This window comes from Aggregatibacter sp. HMT-949 (genome assembly GCF_041734645.1).
In the GTDB taxonomy this organism is placed as follows: Bacteria; Pseudomonadota; Gammaproteobacteria; order Enterobacterales; family Pasteurellaceae; genus Rodentibacter.
The window spans coordinates 594,636-613,146 of the sequence record NZ_CP162010.1 but is presented as its reverse complement, the minus strand read 5'-3'; the positions used below and the strand labels follow the sequence as shown (position 1 = coordinate 613,146).

The window sequence follows — 18,511 nt, the reverse complement described above, 5'->3', positions numbered from 1 at the left end:
TTGATATTATAAAATTTGCCGCGACTTAAAAAAGCGTATTTAAAAGGAATAATTATGCAAAACCCATTACTCAATATGCAAGGTTTACCGCCTTTTTCACAAATCAAACCCGAACACATTCAACCCGCCATTGAAAAACTTATTCAAGACTGCCGTGATACCATCGAACAAGTGCTCGCACAGCCGCACTTTACTTGGGAAAACTTTATTTTGCCGCTAACTGAAGTCAACGATCGCTTAAGCCGCGCTTGGTCACCGGTTTCACATTTGAATGCGGTAAAAAACAGTCCGTCATTACGCGAAGCCTATCAAGCCTGCTTGCCGTTACTTTCCGAATACGGCACTTGGGTCGGTCAACATAAAGGGCTTTACAACGCTTATTTAGCATTGCAAAACACCCCGGAATTTGCCACTTATTCTGTAGCGCAAAAGAAAGCCATTGAAAACAGCTTACGCGACTTCACACTTTCCGGTATCGGACTTTCGGAAGAAAAACAAAAACGCTACGGTGAAATTGCTGCTCGCTTATCCGAATTGAATTCTCAATTCAGTAATAATGTGCTGGATGCCACTATGGGCTGGGAAAAAATAATTGAAGACGAAGCCGAACTTACCGGTCTGCCTGAATCCGCCTTGCAAGCAGCAAAACAATCCGCTGAAAACAAAGGGTTGCAAGGCTATCGCTTCACCCTTGAAATTCCGAGCTATTTGCCGGTAATGACTTACTGCGAAAATCGCGCATTACGTGAAGAAATCTACCGCGCTTACGCGACTCGCGCTTCCGAGCAAGGCCCGAATGCGGGGAAATGGGACAACAGCAAAGTGATGGAAGAAATTCTTACTTTGCGTATAGAGTTGGCGAAATTGCTCGGTTTTAATACCTACACCGAACTTTCCCTCGCGACCAAAATGGCACAAAACCCTCAGCAAGTGCTGGATTTCTTAGATAATTTGGCGGAACGCGCCAAACCGCAAGGTGAAAAAGAGTTGCAAGATCTGAAAGATTATTGCGAAAAAGAGTTCGGCGTTACTGAACTTGCTCCTTGGGATATCAGTTTTTATAGTGAAAAACAAAAACAACACTTATATGCCATCAACGACGAAGAACTTCGCCCGTATTTCCCGGAAGAACGCGTTATTTCCGGCTTATTTGAATTGATTAAACGCATTTTTAATATTCGTGCGGTAGAACGTTTCGGTGTGGACACATGGCATAAAGACGTGCGTTTCTTTGATTTAATTGATGAAAAAGATCAAGTTCGCGGCAGTTTCTACCTTGATCTTTACGCGCGCGAAAATAAACGCGGTGGCGCCTGGATGGATGATTGTATCGGCCGTAAACGTAAGCTTGACGGTTCAATTCAAACGCCGGTGGCATATTTAACCTGCAATTTCAACGCGCCTATCGGCGATAAGCCGGCACTCTTTACTCATGACGAAGTCACTACGCTGTTTCACGAATTCGGGCACGGCATTCATCATATGCTCACCCAAATCGATGTTTCTGATGTGGCGGGCATTAACGGGGTGCCTTGGGATGCGGTGGAATTACCAAGTCAATTTATGGAAAACTGGTGTTGGGAAGAAGATGCACTGGCATTTATTTCCGGTCATTATGAAACGGGCGAGCCGTTGCCAAAAGAAAAACTTACACAATTATTGAAAGCGAAAAACTTCCAAGCGGCAATGTTTATTTTGCGTCAACTTGAATTCGGTATCTTCGATTTTCGCTTGCATCATACGTTCCAACCTGAAAAAGTGAATCAAATTTTGGATACCTTGAAAGCCGTAAAATCACAAGTGGCGGTAATTAAAGGCGTCGATTGGGCAAGAACACCACATAGCTTCAGCCACATTTTTGCCGGCGGTTACGCAGCAGGCTATTACAGCTATTTGTGGGCGGAGGTGTTATCGGCCGATGCGTTCTCGCGTTTTGAAGAAGAAGGCATTTTTAACCCGATCACCGGTAAATCCTTCTTAGATGAAATCTTAACCCGCGGTGGTTCCGAAGAACCGATGCAACTCTTCAAACGCTTCCGCGGCCGCGAACCTCAACTTGATGCCTTGTTAAGACATAAAGGCATCGCCCCAACTAATCTGCAATAAGCAAACAGCACCGCATTGGAACTGCTTTCAATGCGGTGCTATTTGGCGATCCCAAACAAAAGCGGTCGATTCTAATAAAGAATCGACCGCTTTTTAAAGTATTAATTAACCGTTATAGCGTCTGAATACTAAAGTTGCATTCGTGCCGCCGAAGCCGAAACTGTTTGACATGACAGTCTGCAAGCCTGCGTGTTCCTTGGTTTCGGTCACGATGTTACAACCTTCTGCCGCTTCGTCTAAGGTTTCAATGTTAATACTCGGTGCGATGAAATCATTGTGAAGCATTAATAAAGTATAAATCGCTTCGTGCGCACCGGCTGCACCTAAGGAGTGACCCGTCATAGATTTGGTAGAAGAAATCGCTGGGATGTGATTACCAAAGACACTTTTAATCGCCCCTAATTCTTTTACGTCACCCACCGGAGTCGATGTACCATGTACATTGATGTAGTCAATCGGCGTATCGACCGTCGCCATTGCTTGTTTCATACAACGCTCTGCACCTTCGCCGCTCGGTGCGACCATATCGTAACCATCGGACGTTGCGCCATAGCCCACGATTTCCGCATAAATCTTCGCACCACGAGCAAGTGCATGTTCCAATTCTTCCACCACAACTACGGCACCGCCACCTGCAATCACGAAACCGTCACGGTTTGCATCGTAAGCACGAGAAGCTTTTTCCGGCGTGTCATTGTATTTCGTGGAAACCGCGCCCATTGCATCAAATTCAGTTGCACATTCCCAAGAAAGCTCTTCCGCACCACCAGCGAAAACAATATCTTGTTTGCCTAATTGAATTAATTCCAGCGCATGGCCGATACAGTGCGCAGACGTCGCGCAAGCGGAACTGATAGAATAGTTTACGCCACGAATTTTGTAAGGCGTGGCCAAACAAGCCGAAACGCTTGATGCCATAGTTTTCGTTACCGCATAAGGGCCGATCGCCTTTACACCACGTGGGCCACGTACCGCATCGCACGCCACTAATTGGTTATGCGCCGAACCGGTACCCGCACCGATAACAAGACCGGTACGATCATTAGAAACTTGCTCTTCGCTTAAACCGGCATCTTCAATCGCTTCACGCATAGAAAGATAAGCATAAGCCGCCGCATCGCCCATAAAACGATACACTTTACGATCAATGTGTTCGCTCGGATCCAGTTTAATGGTGCCGGCAACATGGCTACGCATTTTCATTTCCACAAATTCAGGCACTACTTCGATACCTGATTTGCCCGCTTTTAATGACGCAAGCACTTCTTCTTTGTTGTTACCGATACTTGAAATAATACCAAAGCCTGTAATCACAGCTCTCTTCATTGCTTCTTCCTTATTGATTTATATGTAAAATGACGGGGCAAAATTACTACGAAATAAAAATATTTCAAGCAATAATTCATTTGTTTGACCAGTTATCACGCCTGACAAATTTAATAAGCCCGAAAATTCGGTTATTATAAGTTAATTCCATAATGCAAGAAAGGAATAAAAATGCTCTCTGTTTCCTATGCGAAAATTCATTTTAATGAAGAAAACACTCCTGTTTCCGAACAATTCGATGACGTTTATTTTTCCAACCAAGACGGGCTTGCCGAAACGGATTATGTATTTTTACAAGGAAACCAATTATGGCAACGCTGGTTGTCGCATAAATATACGCATTTTGTTATTGCGGAAACGGGTTTTGGCACGGGATTAAACTTTTTCGCGGTTACCGCGCTCTTTCGTCAATTCCGCGCACAACATCCCAATGCGGTGCTAAAACGACTGTTCATGCTCTCCTTTGAAAAATATCCGCTAAAACCAACCTCGCTTGCGCAAGCACATCGGGCTTATCCGCAATTTTCCGAACTTAGCGAACGGTTACAGTATTATTGGCCGTTGCCGATTAAAGGCTGCCAACGCATTCATTTTGCCGAAACCACGTTGGATTTATGGTTCGGTGACGTAGCGGAAAACTTACCGCAACTTGGCGATTATATGCACGAAAAAGTAGATGCTTGGTTTTTAGACGGCTTCGCGCCGAGTAAAAATCCTGATATGTGGAATGAAAATCTGTATCGTCAAATCTATCGTTTTACCAAGCCTAACGGCACGTTCGCTACTTTCAGCGCCGCCAGTGCCGTGCGCAAAGGCTTGGAGTCCGCCGGTTTTGCCGTAACCAAACGTAAAGGCTTTGGTAAAAAACGCGAATGTTTAAACGGACAAAAAATTAACTCAACCCCCAACGAACTTTTTTTACCTTGGTATTTGCCGCAACCGGCTAGAATGGAAAAACAAGATGTGGCGATTATCGGTGGCGGTATAGCCTCACTTTGCACCGCCATTGCCTTACTCAAACGCGGCGCCAACATCACACTTTATTGCGAAGACGAACAACTTGCACTGAATGCCTCGGGAAACAAACAAGGTGCTTTTTATCCGCAATTAAGCGACGATAATGAGCTCACCATGCGTTTTTACATTCACGCCTTTGCTTACGGACGTCAATTATTAAATTGGGCAACGGAACAAGGTGTTGAATTTGAACACGAATTTTGCGGCGTAGCGCTATGCGGGTACGACGAAAAAAACGCAAACAAATTAGCCAAAATTGCGCAATTAGACTTACCAGCAGAACTCTTTGAAATGTTAAATGCCGACCAACTCAGCAAAAAAGTCGGTTTACCATTGCATTGTGGTGGTGGATTTATTGCCCGGGGCGCTTGGCTCGCACCACGTCAATTTGTACAAAATACATTTGCTTTGTTAGAAAAATACGGTGCGAAGATCAAAACTTCGCAAAGCATCACCGCACTTTTGCAAACCCAAAACGGCTGGCAACTAAGAAATGTACAAAATGAACAGATAAATCATGAAGTCGTAGTGCTCGCCAACGGCTACAAAATCACCGATTTCACTCAAACCAAAAAACTACCGCTCTATCCAATTCGCGGACAAGTCAGCCAAATTCCGACATCGGAAAACTTGCTCAAACTCAAATCCGTGCTTTGTTACGACGGATACCTTACACCGGTTGATCAGGCAAAAGCCAGCCATTGCATCGGTGCAAGTCATGTACGCGACAATACAGATCGCCATTTCAGCGCGCAAGAGCAACGAGACAATCAACAAAAATTGCAGCGAAATATCGCAGAACCTTGGACTGAAGACGTGAACACGTCAGACAATCTCGCCCGAATCGGCGTGCGTTGTTCCGTACGCGATCTCGCCCCAATGGTTGGAAACGTGCCGAATTTTATCCAACAACAGGAAGATTATCATAATCTCTTCAATCTTCGTCGCCGCAGACAATCAATCAAAAATGCGGACAATTTTCCGAATCTTTTTTTAATTGCAGCTTTAGGTTCACGTGGATTGACTTCGGCTCCGTTGTCGGGGGAAATGTTGGGCTCGTTGATTTATGGCGAACCAATGCCGTTAGGCGAAGCGCTTATACATAATTTAGCAGCGAATCGAGCTTGGATAAGAAAATGGTTAAAAGGTTCTGAAGTCAAATAAGAAAAATCATCTATATTGTTGCGATGATCACCGCATTAAACTATACAGATAAGCCACAGAATTAAACATCGGTTTGAGCACCGCATTGGAGCGGCTTGGTGATTTGTTTATGCGATGAATATGAAGAATGCCGCGTTTCTGTTTTCTCTCCGCGCTTCGCGACCGCTTGTCTTCGGTCACTTGTCTTGAGCCGTTTGTCTTTCTCCCGTTTTGCGATTTTTCCCCAATAAAAAACCCCGGCCTTCTGACCGGGGTTCCTTTCATATCTACCTGGCGGTGCCCTACTCTCACATGGGGAAGCCCCACACTACCATCGGCATTTCGGCGTTTCACTTCTGAGTTCGGTATGGGGTCAGGTGGGACCACCGCTCTATCGCCGCCAGGATTATTCGGTTTTAGACTTTAGACCTTGGACGTTAGCTTTATGTCTTGGTCTTGGTCTTTGTTGTCTTTGTCGTCTTTATGCTTTATGCGCACTTTTATTGGCTACAAGCTAAACTTTTATTTTGTGTCGTTTTATTTTTTTCTTTTGTTTCTTGCTTATTTTGTTTTTTTCTTTTTTGTTGGTTTTGTTCTTTTGTTACTTTTACTTTATTCTGTTTTGTTTCGTTTTTTCGTTAGCTTCACCCGCTCTCCTAAAAACATTTGAGCGTTGTATAGTTAAGCCCCTCGGGCAATTAGTACACGTTAGCTCAATGGCTCACACCACTTACACACCGCGCCTATCTACGTCTTCGTCTTAAACAACCCTTACTCACTTGATGTGTGGGAGAACTCATCTCTTGGCAAGTTTCGTGCTTAGATGCTTTCAGCACTTATCTCTTCCGCACTTAGCTACCCGGCTATGCGTCTGGCGACACAACCGGAACACCAGCGGTGCGTCCACTCCGGTCCTCTCGTACTAGGAGCAGCCCCAATCAATTCTCCAACGCCCACGGCAGATAGGGACCGAACTGTCTCACGACGTTCTAAACCCAGCTCGCGTACCACTTTAAATGGCGAACAGCCATACCCTTGGGACCTACTTCAGCCCCAGGATGTGATGAGCCGACATCGAGGTGCCAAACACCGCCGTCGATATGAACTCTTGGGCGGTATCAGCCTGTTATCCCCGGAGTACCTTTTATCCGTTGAGCGATGGCCCTTCCATTCAGAACCACCGGATCACTATGACCTACTTTCGTACCTGCTCGACTTGTCCGTCTCGCAGTTAAGCTTGCTTATACCATTGCACTAACCTGACGATGTCCGACCGTCATTAGCAAACCTTCGTGCTCCTCCGTTACGCTTTGGGAGGAGACCGCCCCAGTCAAACTACCCACCAGACACTGTCCGAACACCCGTTCCGGGCGCTTCGTTAGAACATCAAACGTTAAAGGGTGGTATTTCAAGGTCGACTCCATCATCACTGGCGTGACGACTTCAAAGTCTCCCACCTATCCTACACATCAAAATTCAATGTTCAGTGTCAAGCTATAGTAAAGGTTCACGGGGTCTTTCCGTCTAGCCGCGGGTACACCGCATCTTCACGGCAATTTCAATTTCACTGAGTCTCGGGTGGAGACAGCCTGGCCATCATTATGCCATTCGTGCAGGTCGGAACTTACCCGACAAGGAATTTCGCTACCTTAGGACCGTTATAGTTACGGCCGCCGTTTACTGGGGCTTCGATCAGGTGCTTCTCTTTCGATAACACCATCAATTAACCTTCCAGCACCGGGCAGGCATCACACCCTATACGTCCACTTTCGTGTTTGCAGAGTGCTGTGTTTTTAATAAACAGTTGCAGCCAGCGGGTCACTTCGACCGGTTCAACCTTCATCCGCAAGGGATTACAATCTACGCCGGCGCACCTTCTCCCGAAGTTACGGTGCTATTTTGCCTAGTTCCTTCACCCGAGTTCTCTCAAGCGCCTGAGTATTCTCTACCTGACCACCTGTGTCGGTTTTCAGTACGGTTTAGTAAAGCCTTTCGCTTAGTGGCTTTTCCTGGAAGTGTGGTATCAGTTACTTCAGCCCCTTGAGGCCTCGTCATCATTTCTCAGTGTTAAGAAAGTCCGGATTTGCCTAAACTTCCCACCTACCAACTTAAACGTGCATATCCAACAGCACGCTAACCTAACCTGCTCCGTCCCCACATCGCAGCTTTACCAAGTACGGGAATATTAACCCGTTTCCCATCGACTACGCTTTTCAGCCTCGCCTTAGGGGCCGACTCACCCTGCCCCGATTAACGTTGGACAGGAACCCTTGGTCTTCCGGCGAACGGGTTTTTCACCCGTTTTATCGTTACTTATGTCAGCATTCGCACTTGTGATACGTCCAGCAGCCCTCTCGAACTCCCTTCATCCGCTTACACAACGCTCCCCTACCCAACAGACTTTCGCCTGATGCCGCAGCTTCGGTGCTATATTTGAGCCCCGTTACATCTTCCGCGCAGGCCGACTCGACTAGTGAGCTATTACGCTTTCTTTAAATGATGGCTGCTTCTAAGCCAACATCCTAGCTGTCTAAGCCTTCCCACTTCGTTTCCCACTTAATATAGACTTTGGGACCTTAGCTGGCGGTCTGGGTTGTTTCCCTCTCCACGACGAACGTTAGCACCCGCCGTGTGTCTCCTGAGTATCACTCTTCGGTATTCGTAGTTTGCATCGGGTTGGTAAGCCGGGATGGCCCCCTAGCCGAAACAGTGCTCTACCCCCGAAGGTGTCCGCTCAAGGCTCTACCTAAATAGATTTCGGGGAGAACCAGCTATCTCCCGGTTTGATTGGCCTTTCACCCCCAGCCACAAGTCATCCGCTAATTTTTCAACATTAGTCGGTTCGGTCCTCCAGTTAGTGTTACCCAACCTTCAACCTGCCCATGGCTAGATCACCGGGTTTCGGGTCTATACCTTGCAACTCTTCGCCCAGTTAAGACTCGGTTTCCCTTCGGCTCCCTGATTTAGTTAACCTCGCTACAAAATATAAGTCGCTGACCCATTATACAAAAGGTACGCAGTCACCCTTGCGGGCTCCCACTGCTTGTACGTACAAGGTTTCAGGTTCTATTTCACTCCCCTCACCGGGGTTCTTTTCGCCTTTCCTTCACAGTACTGGTTCACTATCGGTCAATCAGGAGTATTTAGCCTTGGAGGATGGTCCCCCCTTCTTCAAACAGGATATCACGTGTCCCGCCCTACTTGTCGTTAACTTAGTACCACGACCTGGACTTCGAGTACGGGGCTATCACCCTGTGTCGCTGTGCTTCCCAGCACATTCCTCTGTCTCTGTCGCTATCATTAACAGGCTACTTCGCTTTCGCTCGCCGCTACTGACGAAATCTCGGTTGATTTCTTTTCCTCGGGGTACTTAGATGTTTCAGTTCTCCCGGTTTGCCTCAACAAGCTATGTATTCACTCGTTGATAGTGGGCTCTTCACCCACTGGGTTGCCCCATTCGGATATCTTGGATTAAACGCTTCTTATCAACTCATCCAAGCTTTTCGCAGATTAGCACGTCCTTCTTCGCCTCTGATTGCCAAGGCATCCACCTTGTACGCTTAGTCGCTTAACTATACAACCTCAAATGCTCTTCTTACGATTTGCATTTAATAGCTATCTTTAATTCAACTAACACTCTTAAATTGCTTTTGTTCAATTCAGAGTTTTTAACAAAACATGTCGTTATTTTGTTTTACTCAGACTTTCTTTCGAAAATCTCTCGTTTTTAGCTTGTTTCCAATTTTTTAAAGAACAAATAAGATAAATATAAAGCTATCTTTAGTTGGCGTCCCCACGGGGATTCGAACCCCGGTTACCGCCGTGAAAGGGCGATGTCCTAGGCCTCTAGACGATGGGGACATCAAGTAAAGATACTCTATATTTCAACGTCACTTTCAGCTTCGTTGCTTACTCTTCTATCTACAATACACCAGACAATCTGTGTGAACACTCGCTGTCGCTCATTTTTGGTAAGGAGGTGATCCAACCGCAGGTTCCCCTACGGTTACCTTGTTACGACTTCACCCCAGTCATGAATCATACCGTGGTAAACGCCCCCCTCGCGGTTAAGCTATCTACTTCTGGTACAACCCACTCCCATGGTGTGACGGGCGGTGTGTACAAGGCCCGGGAACGTATTCACCGCGACATTCTGATTCGCGATTACTAGCGATTCCGACTTCATGGAGTCGAGTTGCAGACTCCAATCCGGACTTAGACGTACTTTCTGAGATTCACTCCACCTCGCAGCTTCGTTACCCTCTGTATACGCCATTGTAGCACGTGTGTAGCCCTACTCGTAAGGGCCATGATGACTTGACGTCATCCCCACCTTCCTCCGGTTTGTCACCGGCAGTCTCCTTTGAGTTCCCACCATTACGCGCTGGCAACAAAGGATAAGGGTTGCGCTCGTTGCGGGACTTAACCCAACATTTCACAACACGAGCTGACGACAGCCATGCAGCACCTGTCTCATGGTTCCCGAAGGCACTCCCGTATCTCTACAGGATTCCATGGATGTCAAGAGTAGGTAAGGTTCTTCGCGTTGCATCGAATTAAACCACATGCTCCACCGCTTGTGCGGGCCCCCGTCAATTCATTTGAGTTTTAACCTTGCGGCCGTACTCCCCAGGCGGTCGATTTATCACGTTAGCTTCGGGCGCCAAACTTAAAGTCCAACCCCCAAATCGACAGCGTTTACAGCGTGGACTACCAGGGTATCTAATCCTGTTTGCTCCCCACGCTTTCGCACATGAGCGTCAGTACATTCCCAAGGGGCTGCCTTCGCCTTCGGTATTCCTCCACATCTCTACGCATTTCACCGCTACACGTGGAATTCTACCCCTCCCTAAAGTACTCTAGCTACCCAGTCTGAAATGCAATTCCCAGGTTAAGCCCGGGGCTTTCACACCTCACTTAAATAGCCGCCTGCGTGCCCTTTACGCCCAGTTATTCCGATTAACGCTCGCACCCTCCGTATTACCGCGGCTGCTGGCACGGAGTTAGCCGGTGCTTCTTCTGTGTTTAACGTCAATTTGTTGCGCTATTTACACAACAACCTTCCTCAACACCGAAAGAACTTTACAACCCGAAGGCCTTCTTCATTCACGCGGCATGGCTGCGTCAGGGTTGCCCCCATTGCGCAATATTCCCCACTGCTGCCTCCCGTAGGAGTCCGGGCCGTGTCTCAGTCCCGGTGTGGCTGGCCATCCTCTCAGACCAGCTAGAGATCGCAGGCTTGGTAGGCCTTTACCCTACCAACTACCTAATCCCACTTGGGCTCATCCTATGGCATGCGGCCCTAAGGTCCCGCACTTTCATCTTCCGATTCTACGCGGTATTAGCGACAGTTTCCCGTCGTTATCCCCCTCCATAAGCTAGATTCCCAAACATTACTCACCCGTCCGCCACTCGTCAGCATAAGTACAAGTACTTACCTGCTACCGTTCGACTTGCATGTGTTAAGCCTGCCGCCAGCGTTCAATCTGAGCCATGATCAAACTCTTCAATTCAAGTTCAATCGCTCAATATTCTGCTTGCTAAAAGTTTTCGCTTCTCACTTATAAATTAAATTTAAAGTAAGTTTTATGAATTTCTAGTTAGCACCTATTAAGACTTCAAAATTAAAAATAGTTTTTTAAAACAAGTCAATCAACAAGTGCCCACACAGATTGTCTGATTCGTTGTTAAAGAGCAAAAAACAACGACGCACGTGTAAATTTGACTATTTCACAACCATGCGTCGTTGTGTGTCGCGTATTATAGGAATTTTCTAACCTCGCGCAAGCACTTTTTACAAAAAAATTGAAAAAAACTTACTTTTTTCTTAAAACACCAGTAAATCGGTCAAAATTTCACTGAAAAATGCTTAATTATTCAACTCATTAATACGATGGGCAAATTGCTCCACTTTTTTCCAATCCGTATATTCAACCTCTTTGGTCGAATCCGTCTCCCCACCGGTGATTTTCATAATGAATCGAATCATCATCCGATCAAACCATTTATAGCGTGGATACAACAATGCGCCGGCAAACACCGCTGCTAACGCTGGTTTCCAATCTGTACGTTGCAAGAATTTACGGACATATACATTCGTTTCCGGATTATCCTTACCTTCTTTACGTGCGGTTAAATTCACGCCGAAAAAAAATGCGCTTTTTTGTTCCAGTTGAATGCGGTGCTGTTTGACAAAGCGATAAAGAATTTTATTGAAATGGCCGTAACGAATAGAGGCGCCAATAATCACGCGGTCAAAGACTTCAATATCATACTCTTCGCGTAATGTATTGGTCGTTACTTTGCCGTTTAAATGCGTTGCTAAAAATTCGGAAATTTTTTTCGTCTGGCCGTCATGGCTTAAATACAAAATTAAAGTTTTCATTAGGCTTTCCAAAATGCAGGGGTAAATAAAGCTAAAAGCGTGAAAATTTCTAAACGGCCACAAACCATCGCGACGGTTAAGATCCATTTTGCGCTATCAGGAATCGTTGTCATATTACTGCTGACCGAACCTAATGCCGGCCCTAAATTGTTAAGGCTTGCGAGCACCGCATTGAAAGCGTTAAATGGCTCGACACCGCATGCGATCACGCCAAGCAAGCAAATTAAGAAAACCAGCAAATAAGCGGAGAAGAATGCCCAGATACCACCAATAACGCGTTCGTCTAATACGTTTTTACCCCATTTAATCGGATAAACCAAATTCGGGTGAACGACTCGTTTGAGTTCGCGCTTGCCTTGCAAATAAAGCACTAGCACGCGCGCAACACGCAAACCGCCGCCAACCGAACCGGCGCAACCGCCCATAAAGGATGCAGTAATTAGCAACACAGGAACAAAAGACGGCCAGTCAGCGAAATCTGAGGTGGTGTAGCCTGTTGTGGTTGAAATGGATACGGCTTGGAACAACACTTGTTCGAAATCCTGCCAAGAGGAAGCAAAATAATGGTGGCTCCACATTACTAAAGTACAAACCACAACCAAAATCACTTGAATACTTATAAAGAAGCGAAATTCAGGATCGCGCAAATAAATTTTAAAGAAATTTTCACGCCCAAGTGTTGAAAAAGCCCGGAAGTGCAAGCCGAAGTTACAGGCGGAAATCAGCAAAAACAGCACAGTGATGGCGTTAATCAGCGGGCTATTAAAATACCCCATACTGGCGTCGTGAGTAGAAAAACCACCAATGGACACGGTAGAAAAACTGTGTGTCAGCGCATCGAAAGGATCCATGCCTGCCGCCCAATACGCCAGCGCGCAAGAAAGGGTGAGGGAAAGATAAATCACCCACAACACCTTCGCCGTTTCCGCAATACGCGGTCTGATTTTTTGTTCCTTCATCGGGCCGGACATTTCCGCACGATAAAGTTGCATGCCGCCAATGCCCAATAACGGAATAATGGCAATAGCAAGTACGATAATCCCCATCCCGCCGAGCCATTGTAACAACTGGCGATAAAATAAGATCGCTTTTGGTAAATGATCCAACCCCGTCATCACCGTTGCGCCTGTGGTGGTTAAGCCGGAAAAGGCTTCAAACACAGCTGATGCAAGCGTTAAATGTGGGGCATCAAATAAAAGTAGCGGCAACGTCGCCAAACCGCCTAACACGAACCAAAACGCGACCACAATCAAAAAACCGTCACGCGAACGTAATTCTTGTTTGTGATGATGACACAGCCACCATAACAATGCACCTGCCGTCAAGCTTAAAGAGAAGGCTTGCATAAAAGCTTTTCCCCCGCCATCGTCATAAATTAAAGCGACAAACGCCGGAATCAACATGGTGCCAGAAAAACACATCACAAGAATCCCGATAATTCGGATTATGGATAAAATATGCACAATTATTCGTCTATTGATAAGGGTTGAATCACCAATTTTCCGGCAGATCTTTCGCTTAATTCAGTGGAAAACGGTACGATTATACTTTCGCTAAGGCCTAGTATTAAATGGACTCGTAGCTGAAAATCTTGTTCTAATATTTCGATTTGATATTTCTCACACAACAACCGCACCAAGTTTAATTGATCGTAATCACAATCCAAACGAAAAGGTGCACGTTCCACTTTGGTTTCGGTTTTCAATAATTTTAGCGCTTGTTGGACGCCATTACCGTATGCACGAACCAAACCGCCCGTACCTAATAGAATCCCACCGTAGTAACGAACCGTTACCGCACTGATTTCGCCGATTTGACTACCTTGTAGCGCACTTAACATCGGCTTTCCCGCCGTTCCGGCCGGTTCGCCGTCATCGGAAAAGCCCAGTTGTTGTGAATCTGTCGGTTTGCCCGCCACCGCCGCCCAACAATGATGACGCGCGTTCGGATGCGCTTGTTTAATTTGCGCCCAAAAGGCTTTGGCAACATCCAATCCTTCCGTTCGCTGTAAATAAGTAATAAAGCGGCTTTTTTTAATTTCTTCTTCAAAAACGACCGCAATTTGGGGAACAAGATACTCCGTCATTTCATTTTTCAGGGTAATTTCTATGGCGTTAGTCTATCATCGATAACGGGGATTTGTCGAAATTTTGCCGTAAGTGCGATATAATATGCCGTTATTTTTTTAAACCTAAAAGAAGATGTCTGAAATTTCGATTACTCAAACCCTTGATACTTTGGGACTACGCTGCCCCGAACCAATAATGTTGGTACGTAAAAATATTCGCCACTTAAACGATGGTGAGGTATTGCTGATTATCGCCGATGATCCCGCCACCACACGCGACATTCCGAGTTTCTGTCAATTTATGGAACACACTTTATTGCAAAGTGAAGTGGACACGCCCCCCTTCAAATACTGGGTGAAGAAGGGCCAATAATAAGTCGGCTGAAAAATGTGAATTGTATTTTCGGGGGCGTTTTAACATAAGAAATAACGGTAAGACTTACTTTCCGTCACATCTTCAAACGCATAATCTAATCTCGCCAAAGTTTGTTCAAACTCGGCCCGTTCCTTATCTTCCAATTGAAAACCGGCGAGGATATTGCCGTAATCCGCCCCGTGAGCACGGTAATGGAACAGCGAGATATTCCAACGATTTTGCAAAGTTTCTAAGAATTTCAACAACGCGCCTTTTTGTTCCGGAAATTCAAAGGTGTATAAACGCTCGTTGTGATCTGCCACTCGTCCGCCCATTAAATAACGCACATGGGTTTTCGCGATATCGTCGTCAGACATATCCTCCACATCAAAGCCATTTTGCGTCAGTTCGGCGATGATGTCGGCTTTTTCTTGTTCATTTGCGGTACGCACACCGACAAACACGCAAGCGCGTTTATCATCGGCATAGCGGTAACTGAATTCTGTCACCGCACGGTTACCCAACACTTGTACGAATTTTAAGAAGCTACCCGGTTGTTCCGGCATAGTAACGGCAAGCAAGGCTTCGCGGTTTTCGCCGATTTCACAACGTTCGGACACATAACGAAGCGTATGGAAATTCAGATTCGCGCCGGACAAAATCGCTGCCATATTCTTGCCTTCAATGCGGTGCTGTTTTACATACTTCTTCAAGCCTGCCAAACCTAACGCGCCGGACGGCTCGGCTATTGCGCGCACGTTCTCAAACAAATCCTTCATGGCCGCGCACACTTCGTCGCTGTCCACCAGCACCATATCGTCAAGATAGCGTTGGCATAAACGGAATGTTTCGTCGCCGATGCGTTTCACCGCCACACCGTCGGCAAATAAGCCCACGTGCGCCAAATCCGTTGGTTCGCCTTTGTCGAGCGCCGCTTTTAAGCACGCAGAATCTTTCGATTCCACGCCGATGACTTTGATTTCCGGCATAAACTGTTTCAGCAAAATCGCTACGCCTGCAGCCAAGCCACCACCGCCCACTTGTACGAACACATAATCCAAATCCGCTACCTGCTGCAACATTTCCATGGCAAGCGTGCCTTGTCCGGCAATCACTAACGGATGATCGAAAGGTGGAATAAAGGTCATATTTTTAGCTTTGGAAAGCTCCACCGCTTTCGCTTTGGCTTCATCGAAATTTGCGCCGTGCAACAATACTTCACCGCCAAAACCGCGCACCGCATCCACTTTAATACTCGGCGTGTTTTGTGGCATCACGATGAGCGCTTTCAAGCCAAGTTGTTTAGCCGATAACGCCACGCCTTGCGCATGGTTACCTGCCGATGCGGCAATCACGCCGGCGGCCTTTTGCTCCGGCGAAAGGCTGGAAATCATGGCGTATGCGCCACGTAGCTTAAAGCTGTTTACCGGCTGGCGATCTTCACGTTTGATCCAAATGTTGTTGTGTAAGCGTTCGGAAAGTTTGCCCATTTTTTGCAATGGCGTGACCTGTGCGGCTTCATAAACGCGTCCGCCAAGTTTCACGATAGCGTTGATGTAGTCGTTTTGGGTGGGTTGTGGGTTGGTGAGTAAGATTTTCATGGTGTTATTTATTATAAAGTGCGGTTGATTTTTCCTTCAAATTTTATGCTCCCCCTCTTTGCTAAAGAGGGGAATGGTTTCATTATTTTAACAACGTTTTATCACGCACCGCGCCTTTGTCCGCTGATGTCGCAAAATGTCCAAATACTTTCAATGCAAAAGACACTTCACGTTGGCGGTTTGCAGGCTGCCAGCCTTTTTGATCTTGCTCGGCACGGCGTGCGGCAAGTTCTTCATCGCTGATAGCAAGATTGATAGCACGGTTTGGAATGTCGATGTTGATGGCATCACCATCGCGCACTAAACCGATTGCCCCACCGGAAGCCGCTTCCGGAGAAGCGTGACCGATAGACAAGCCTGATGTGCCGCCGGAGAAACGTCCGTCCGTTAAGAGGGCACATTTTTTGCCTAAGCCCATGGATTTTAAGTAGCTGGTCGGGTAGAGCATTTCTTGCATACCCGGGCCACCTTTCGGGCCTTCATAGCGAATAATCACCACGTGACCTTCTTTCACTTTGCCGCCTAAAATACCAACTACCGCGTCTTCTTGGCTTTCAAACACGATAGCTTTACCGGTGAATTTCCAGATGGATTCATCTACGCCCGCAGTTTTTACGATACAGCCGTCTTCCGCGATATTGCCGAATAACACCGCCAAGCCGCCTTCTTGTGAAATGGCATTTTCTTTATTGCGGATACAGCCGTTTACGCGGTCGTTATCCACGCTGTCCCAACGGCAATCTTGTGAAAATGCTTGCGTGGTACGAATACCTGCAGGGCCGGCGCGGAAAAATTTGTGTAACTCTTCGTCTTGGTTGCGGATGATGTCGTATTGGTCAAGTTGTTCTCCCATCGTCAAACCTAACACAGTGTGGGTGTTTTTGTGGATTAAACCCGCGCGGTCTAATTCGCCCAATAAGCCCATAATGCCGCCTGCGCGGTGAACATCTTCCATATGGTATTTGTTGGTGTTCGGTGCAATTTTGCTCAAGCAAGGAACTACGCGCGATAAGCGGTCAATATCCGCCATTTTGAAATCTACACCCGCTTCTTGTGCGGCCGCCAATAAGTGCAACACGGTGTTGCTTGAACCGCCCATAGCGATGTCTAAGCTCATAGCGTTTTCAAAGGCATCAAAGGTGCCGATTGAACGCGGCAGCACGCTTTCGTCGTCTTGTTCGTAATAGCGTTTGCAAAGCTCAACGATTTGACGACCCGCTTTTAAGAACAAGTCTTTGCGGTCTGCATGGGTGGCAAGCATTGAGCCATTGCCCGGCAAACTTAAACCTAAGGCTTCCGTTAAGCAGTTCATAGAATTTGCCGTGAACATACCGGAACAGGAACCACAAGTCGGGCAAGCGGATTTTTCAATGGCGTCGATGCGGTCGTCACTCACGTTCGGATCTGCCGCTTCGATCATGGCATCAACCAAGTCTAAGCGGATTAATTGATCGGAAAGTTTAGTTTTACCCGCTTCCATCGGACCACCTGAAACAAAAATCGTCGGAATATTCAAACGCATTGCCGCCATTAGCATTCCCGGAGTAATTTTGTCGCAGTTGGAAATACACACCATCGCGTCCGCGCAGTGGGCGTTCACCATGTATTCCACCGAGTCCGCAATCAAGTCGCGTGAAGGCAGTGAATACAACATTCCGCCGTGTCCCATAGCGATACCGTCGTCCACCGCAATGGTATTAAATTCTTTCGCCACACCGCCGGCTTTTTCAATTTCTTTGGCGACGAGCTGCCCCATATCTTTTAAGTGAACATGCCCCGGCACAAATTGGGTGAAGGAGTTCACCACCGCAATAATGGGTTTTCCGAAGTCATTTTCTTTCATTCCTGTGGCACGCCATAAGGCACGTGCACCTGCCATATTACGACCCTGAGTGCTGGTCGCTGAACGTAGTTTTGGCATAAATAAGTTCTCCGAGTAAGTTTTCGTTAAGGTTTATATGAATTTCTTCGTTAATTAATACTGCCACAAACGCTTGCGTTTGAACGTTGCGTTAGCAACGGCACGAAGTGCGAGCAAAGCGAGTAAATCTCCCCTACCCCCTCTTTGCTAAAGAGGGGGATTTTCTTTAGCTGTTTAATTTATCTGGCTCATTTATGTCTCGTTTTATTGATATTTTAATCTTAAATTCGCGAGACAATATTCAAATTTTTCAAAACATTCCCCTCTTTAGCAAAGAGGGGTTAGGGGAGATTTGGCAGAAGAACTTACGGAGAATTTACTAAATTGCACCGTTTTTAACGTTAATACATTTAAAGAAAAACCTTGTTTTACCCGAGCTATCAGTAGCTTCATTAGCGAATTCTTTTTCAAATTCAGCTTTAGTTTCTAAACACTGCTCTTGATTATTTCTTTGAACCAATGTGTTCATGTAATTTACGCTTGGACTATAAACAACCAATGCATAGCTATCACTAGCAAACGCATTTGCTGATAAAGCTAATAAAGATGTAATAAATGTAGCTTTCAAAATTTTAGACATAATATTTTC

10 protein-coding genes, 1 tRNA gene and 3 rRNA genes are annotated in these 18,511 nt (G+C 46.3%); 3 read left to right on the top strand and 11 right to left on the bottom strand.

Annotation, left to right across the window (positions count from 1 at the left end; translation table 11 throughout):
* The first annotated feature begins 54 nt into the window (after positions 1-54).
* A complete protein-coding gene (gene prlC, locus AB3F25_RS02915; protein ID WP_373604015.1) occupies positions 55-2,106 on the top strand; it encodes an oligopeptidase A in 2,052 nt (683 codons plus the stop codon).
* 105 nt (positions 2,107-2,211) lie between these two features.
* Here prlC and fabB read toward each other — a convergent pair whose 3' ends face one another.
* The gene (fabB, locus tag AB3F25_RS02910; RefSeq protein ID WP_373604014.1) at positions 2,212-3,432 is read right to left on the bottom strand and encodes a beta-ketoacyl-ACP synthase I; all 1,221 of its coding nucleotides are present in this window, start codon (positions 3,430-3,432) and stop codon (positions 2,212-2,214) included.
* Between the two features lie 171 nt (positions 3,433-3,603).
* Here fabB and mnmC point away from each other — a divergent pair, with 171 nt between their 5' ends.
* A complete protein-coding gene (gene mnmC / locus AB3F25_RS02905; protein ID WP_373604013.1) occupies positions 3,604-5,613 on the top strand; it encodes a bifunctional tRNA (5-methylaminomethyl-2-thiouridine)(34)-methyltransferase MnmD/FAD-dependent 5-carboxymethylaminomethyl-2-thiouridine(34) oxidoreductase MnmC in 2,010 nt (669 codons plus the stop codon).
* 268 nt (positions 5,614-5,881) lie between these two features.
* On the opposite strand, the gene rrf is transcribed toward mnmC, so the two are convergent.
* From rrf to AB3F25_RS02870, 7 genes are all read right to left on the bottom strand, one after another.
* Positions 5,882-5,997: ribosomal RNA gene (gene rrf / locus AB3F25_RS02900) — 5S ribosomal RNA — on the bottom strand.
* A 272-nt stretch (positions 5,998-6,269) separates the two neighbouring features.
* Positions 6,270-9,166, bottom strand: a 23S ribosomal RNA gene (locus AB3F25_RS02895).
* 211 nt (positions 9,167-9,377) lie between these two features.
* A tRNA-Glu gene (locus AB3F25_RS02890) sits at positions 9,378-9,453 on the bottom strand.
* A gap of 111 nt (positions 9,454-9,564) precedes the next feature.
* Positions 9,565-11,105, bottom strand: a 16S ribosomal RNA gene (locus AB3F25_RS02885).
* Together the 16S, 23S and 5S rRNA genes with 1 tRNA gene alongside form the textbook arrangement of a ribosomal RNA operon.
* Before the next feature lie 356 nt (positions 11,106-11,461).
* Positions 11,462-11,977 carry a menaquinone-dependent protoporphyrinogen IX dehydrogenase gene (gene hemG / locus AB3F25_RS02880; RefSeq protein WP_373604012.1) on the bottom strand — a complete coding sequence of 172 codons (516 nt, stop codon included), beginning with the start codon at positions 11,975-11,977 and terminating at the stop codon, positions 11,462-11,464.
* Positions 11,977-13,440 carry a TrkH family potassium uptake protein gene (locus tag AB3F25_RS02875; RefSeq protein WP_373604011.1) on the bottom strand — a complete coding sequence of 488 codons (1,464 nt, stop codon included), beginning with the start codon at positions 13,438-13,440 and terminating at the stop codon, positions 11,977-11,979. Before AB3F25_RS02875 ends, hemG begins: the two co-directional genes overlap by 1 nt.
* 2 nt (positions 13,441-13,442) lie before the next feature.
* Positions 13,443-14,063 (bottom strand): YigZ family protein, encoded by a 621-nt coding sequence (locus AB3F25_RS02870; RefSeq protein ID WP_373604010.1) that lies wholly within the window; start codon positions 14,061-14,063, stop codon positions 13,443-13,445.
* A 115-nt stretch (positions 14,064-14,178) separates the two neighbouring features.
* Between AB3F25_RS02870 and tusA the strand changes: the two genes are divergently transcribed.
* The gene (gene tusA, locus AB3F25_RS02865; RefSeq protein ID WP_373604009.1) at positions 14,179-14,418 is read left to right on the top strand and encodes a sulfurtransferase TusA; all 240 of its coding nucleotides are present in this window, start codon (positions 14,179-14,181) and stop codon (positions 14,416-14,418) included.
* Between the two features lie 41 nt (positions 14,419-14,459).
* Here the strand turns inward: tusA and ilvA are convergent, their stop codons facing one another.
* The 3 genes from ilvA to AB3F25_RS02850 form a co-directional block, all read right to left on the bottom strand.
* Positions 14,460-16,001 (bottom strand): threonine ammonia-lyase, biosynthetic, encoded by a 1,542-nt coding sequence (gene ilvA / locus AB3F25_RS02860; protein WP_373604008.1) that lies wholly within the window; start codon positions 15,999-16,001, stop codon positions 14,460-14,462.
* Positions 16,002-16,083: 82 nt separating this feature from the next.
* Entirely contained in the window at positions 16,084-17,922 is a 1,839-nt protein-coding gene (gene ilvD, locus AB3F25_RS02855; protein WP_373604007.1) for a dihydroxy-acid dehydratase, read from the bottom strand.
* A gap of 319 nt (positions 17,923-18,241) precedes the next feature.
* A complete protein-coding gene (locus AB3F25_RS02850; protein ID WP_373604006.1) occupies positions 18,242-18,502 on the bottom strand; it encodes a hypothetical protein in 261 nt (86 codons plus the stop codon).
* Positions 18,503-18,511: the final 9 nt, after the last annotated feature.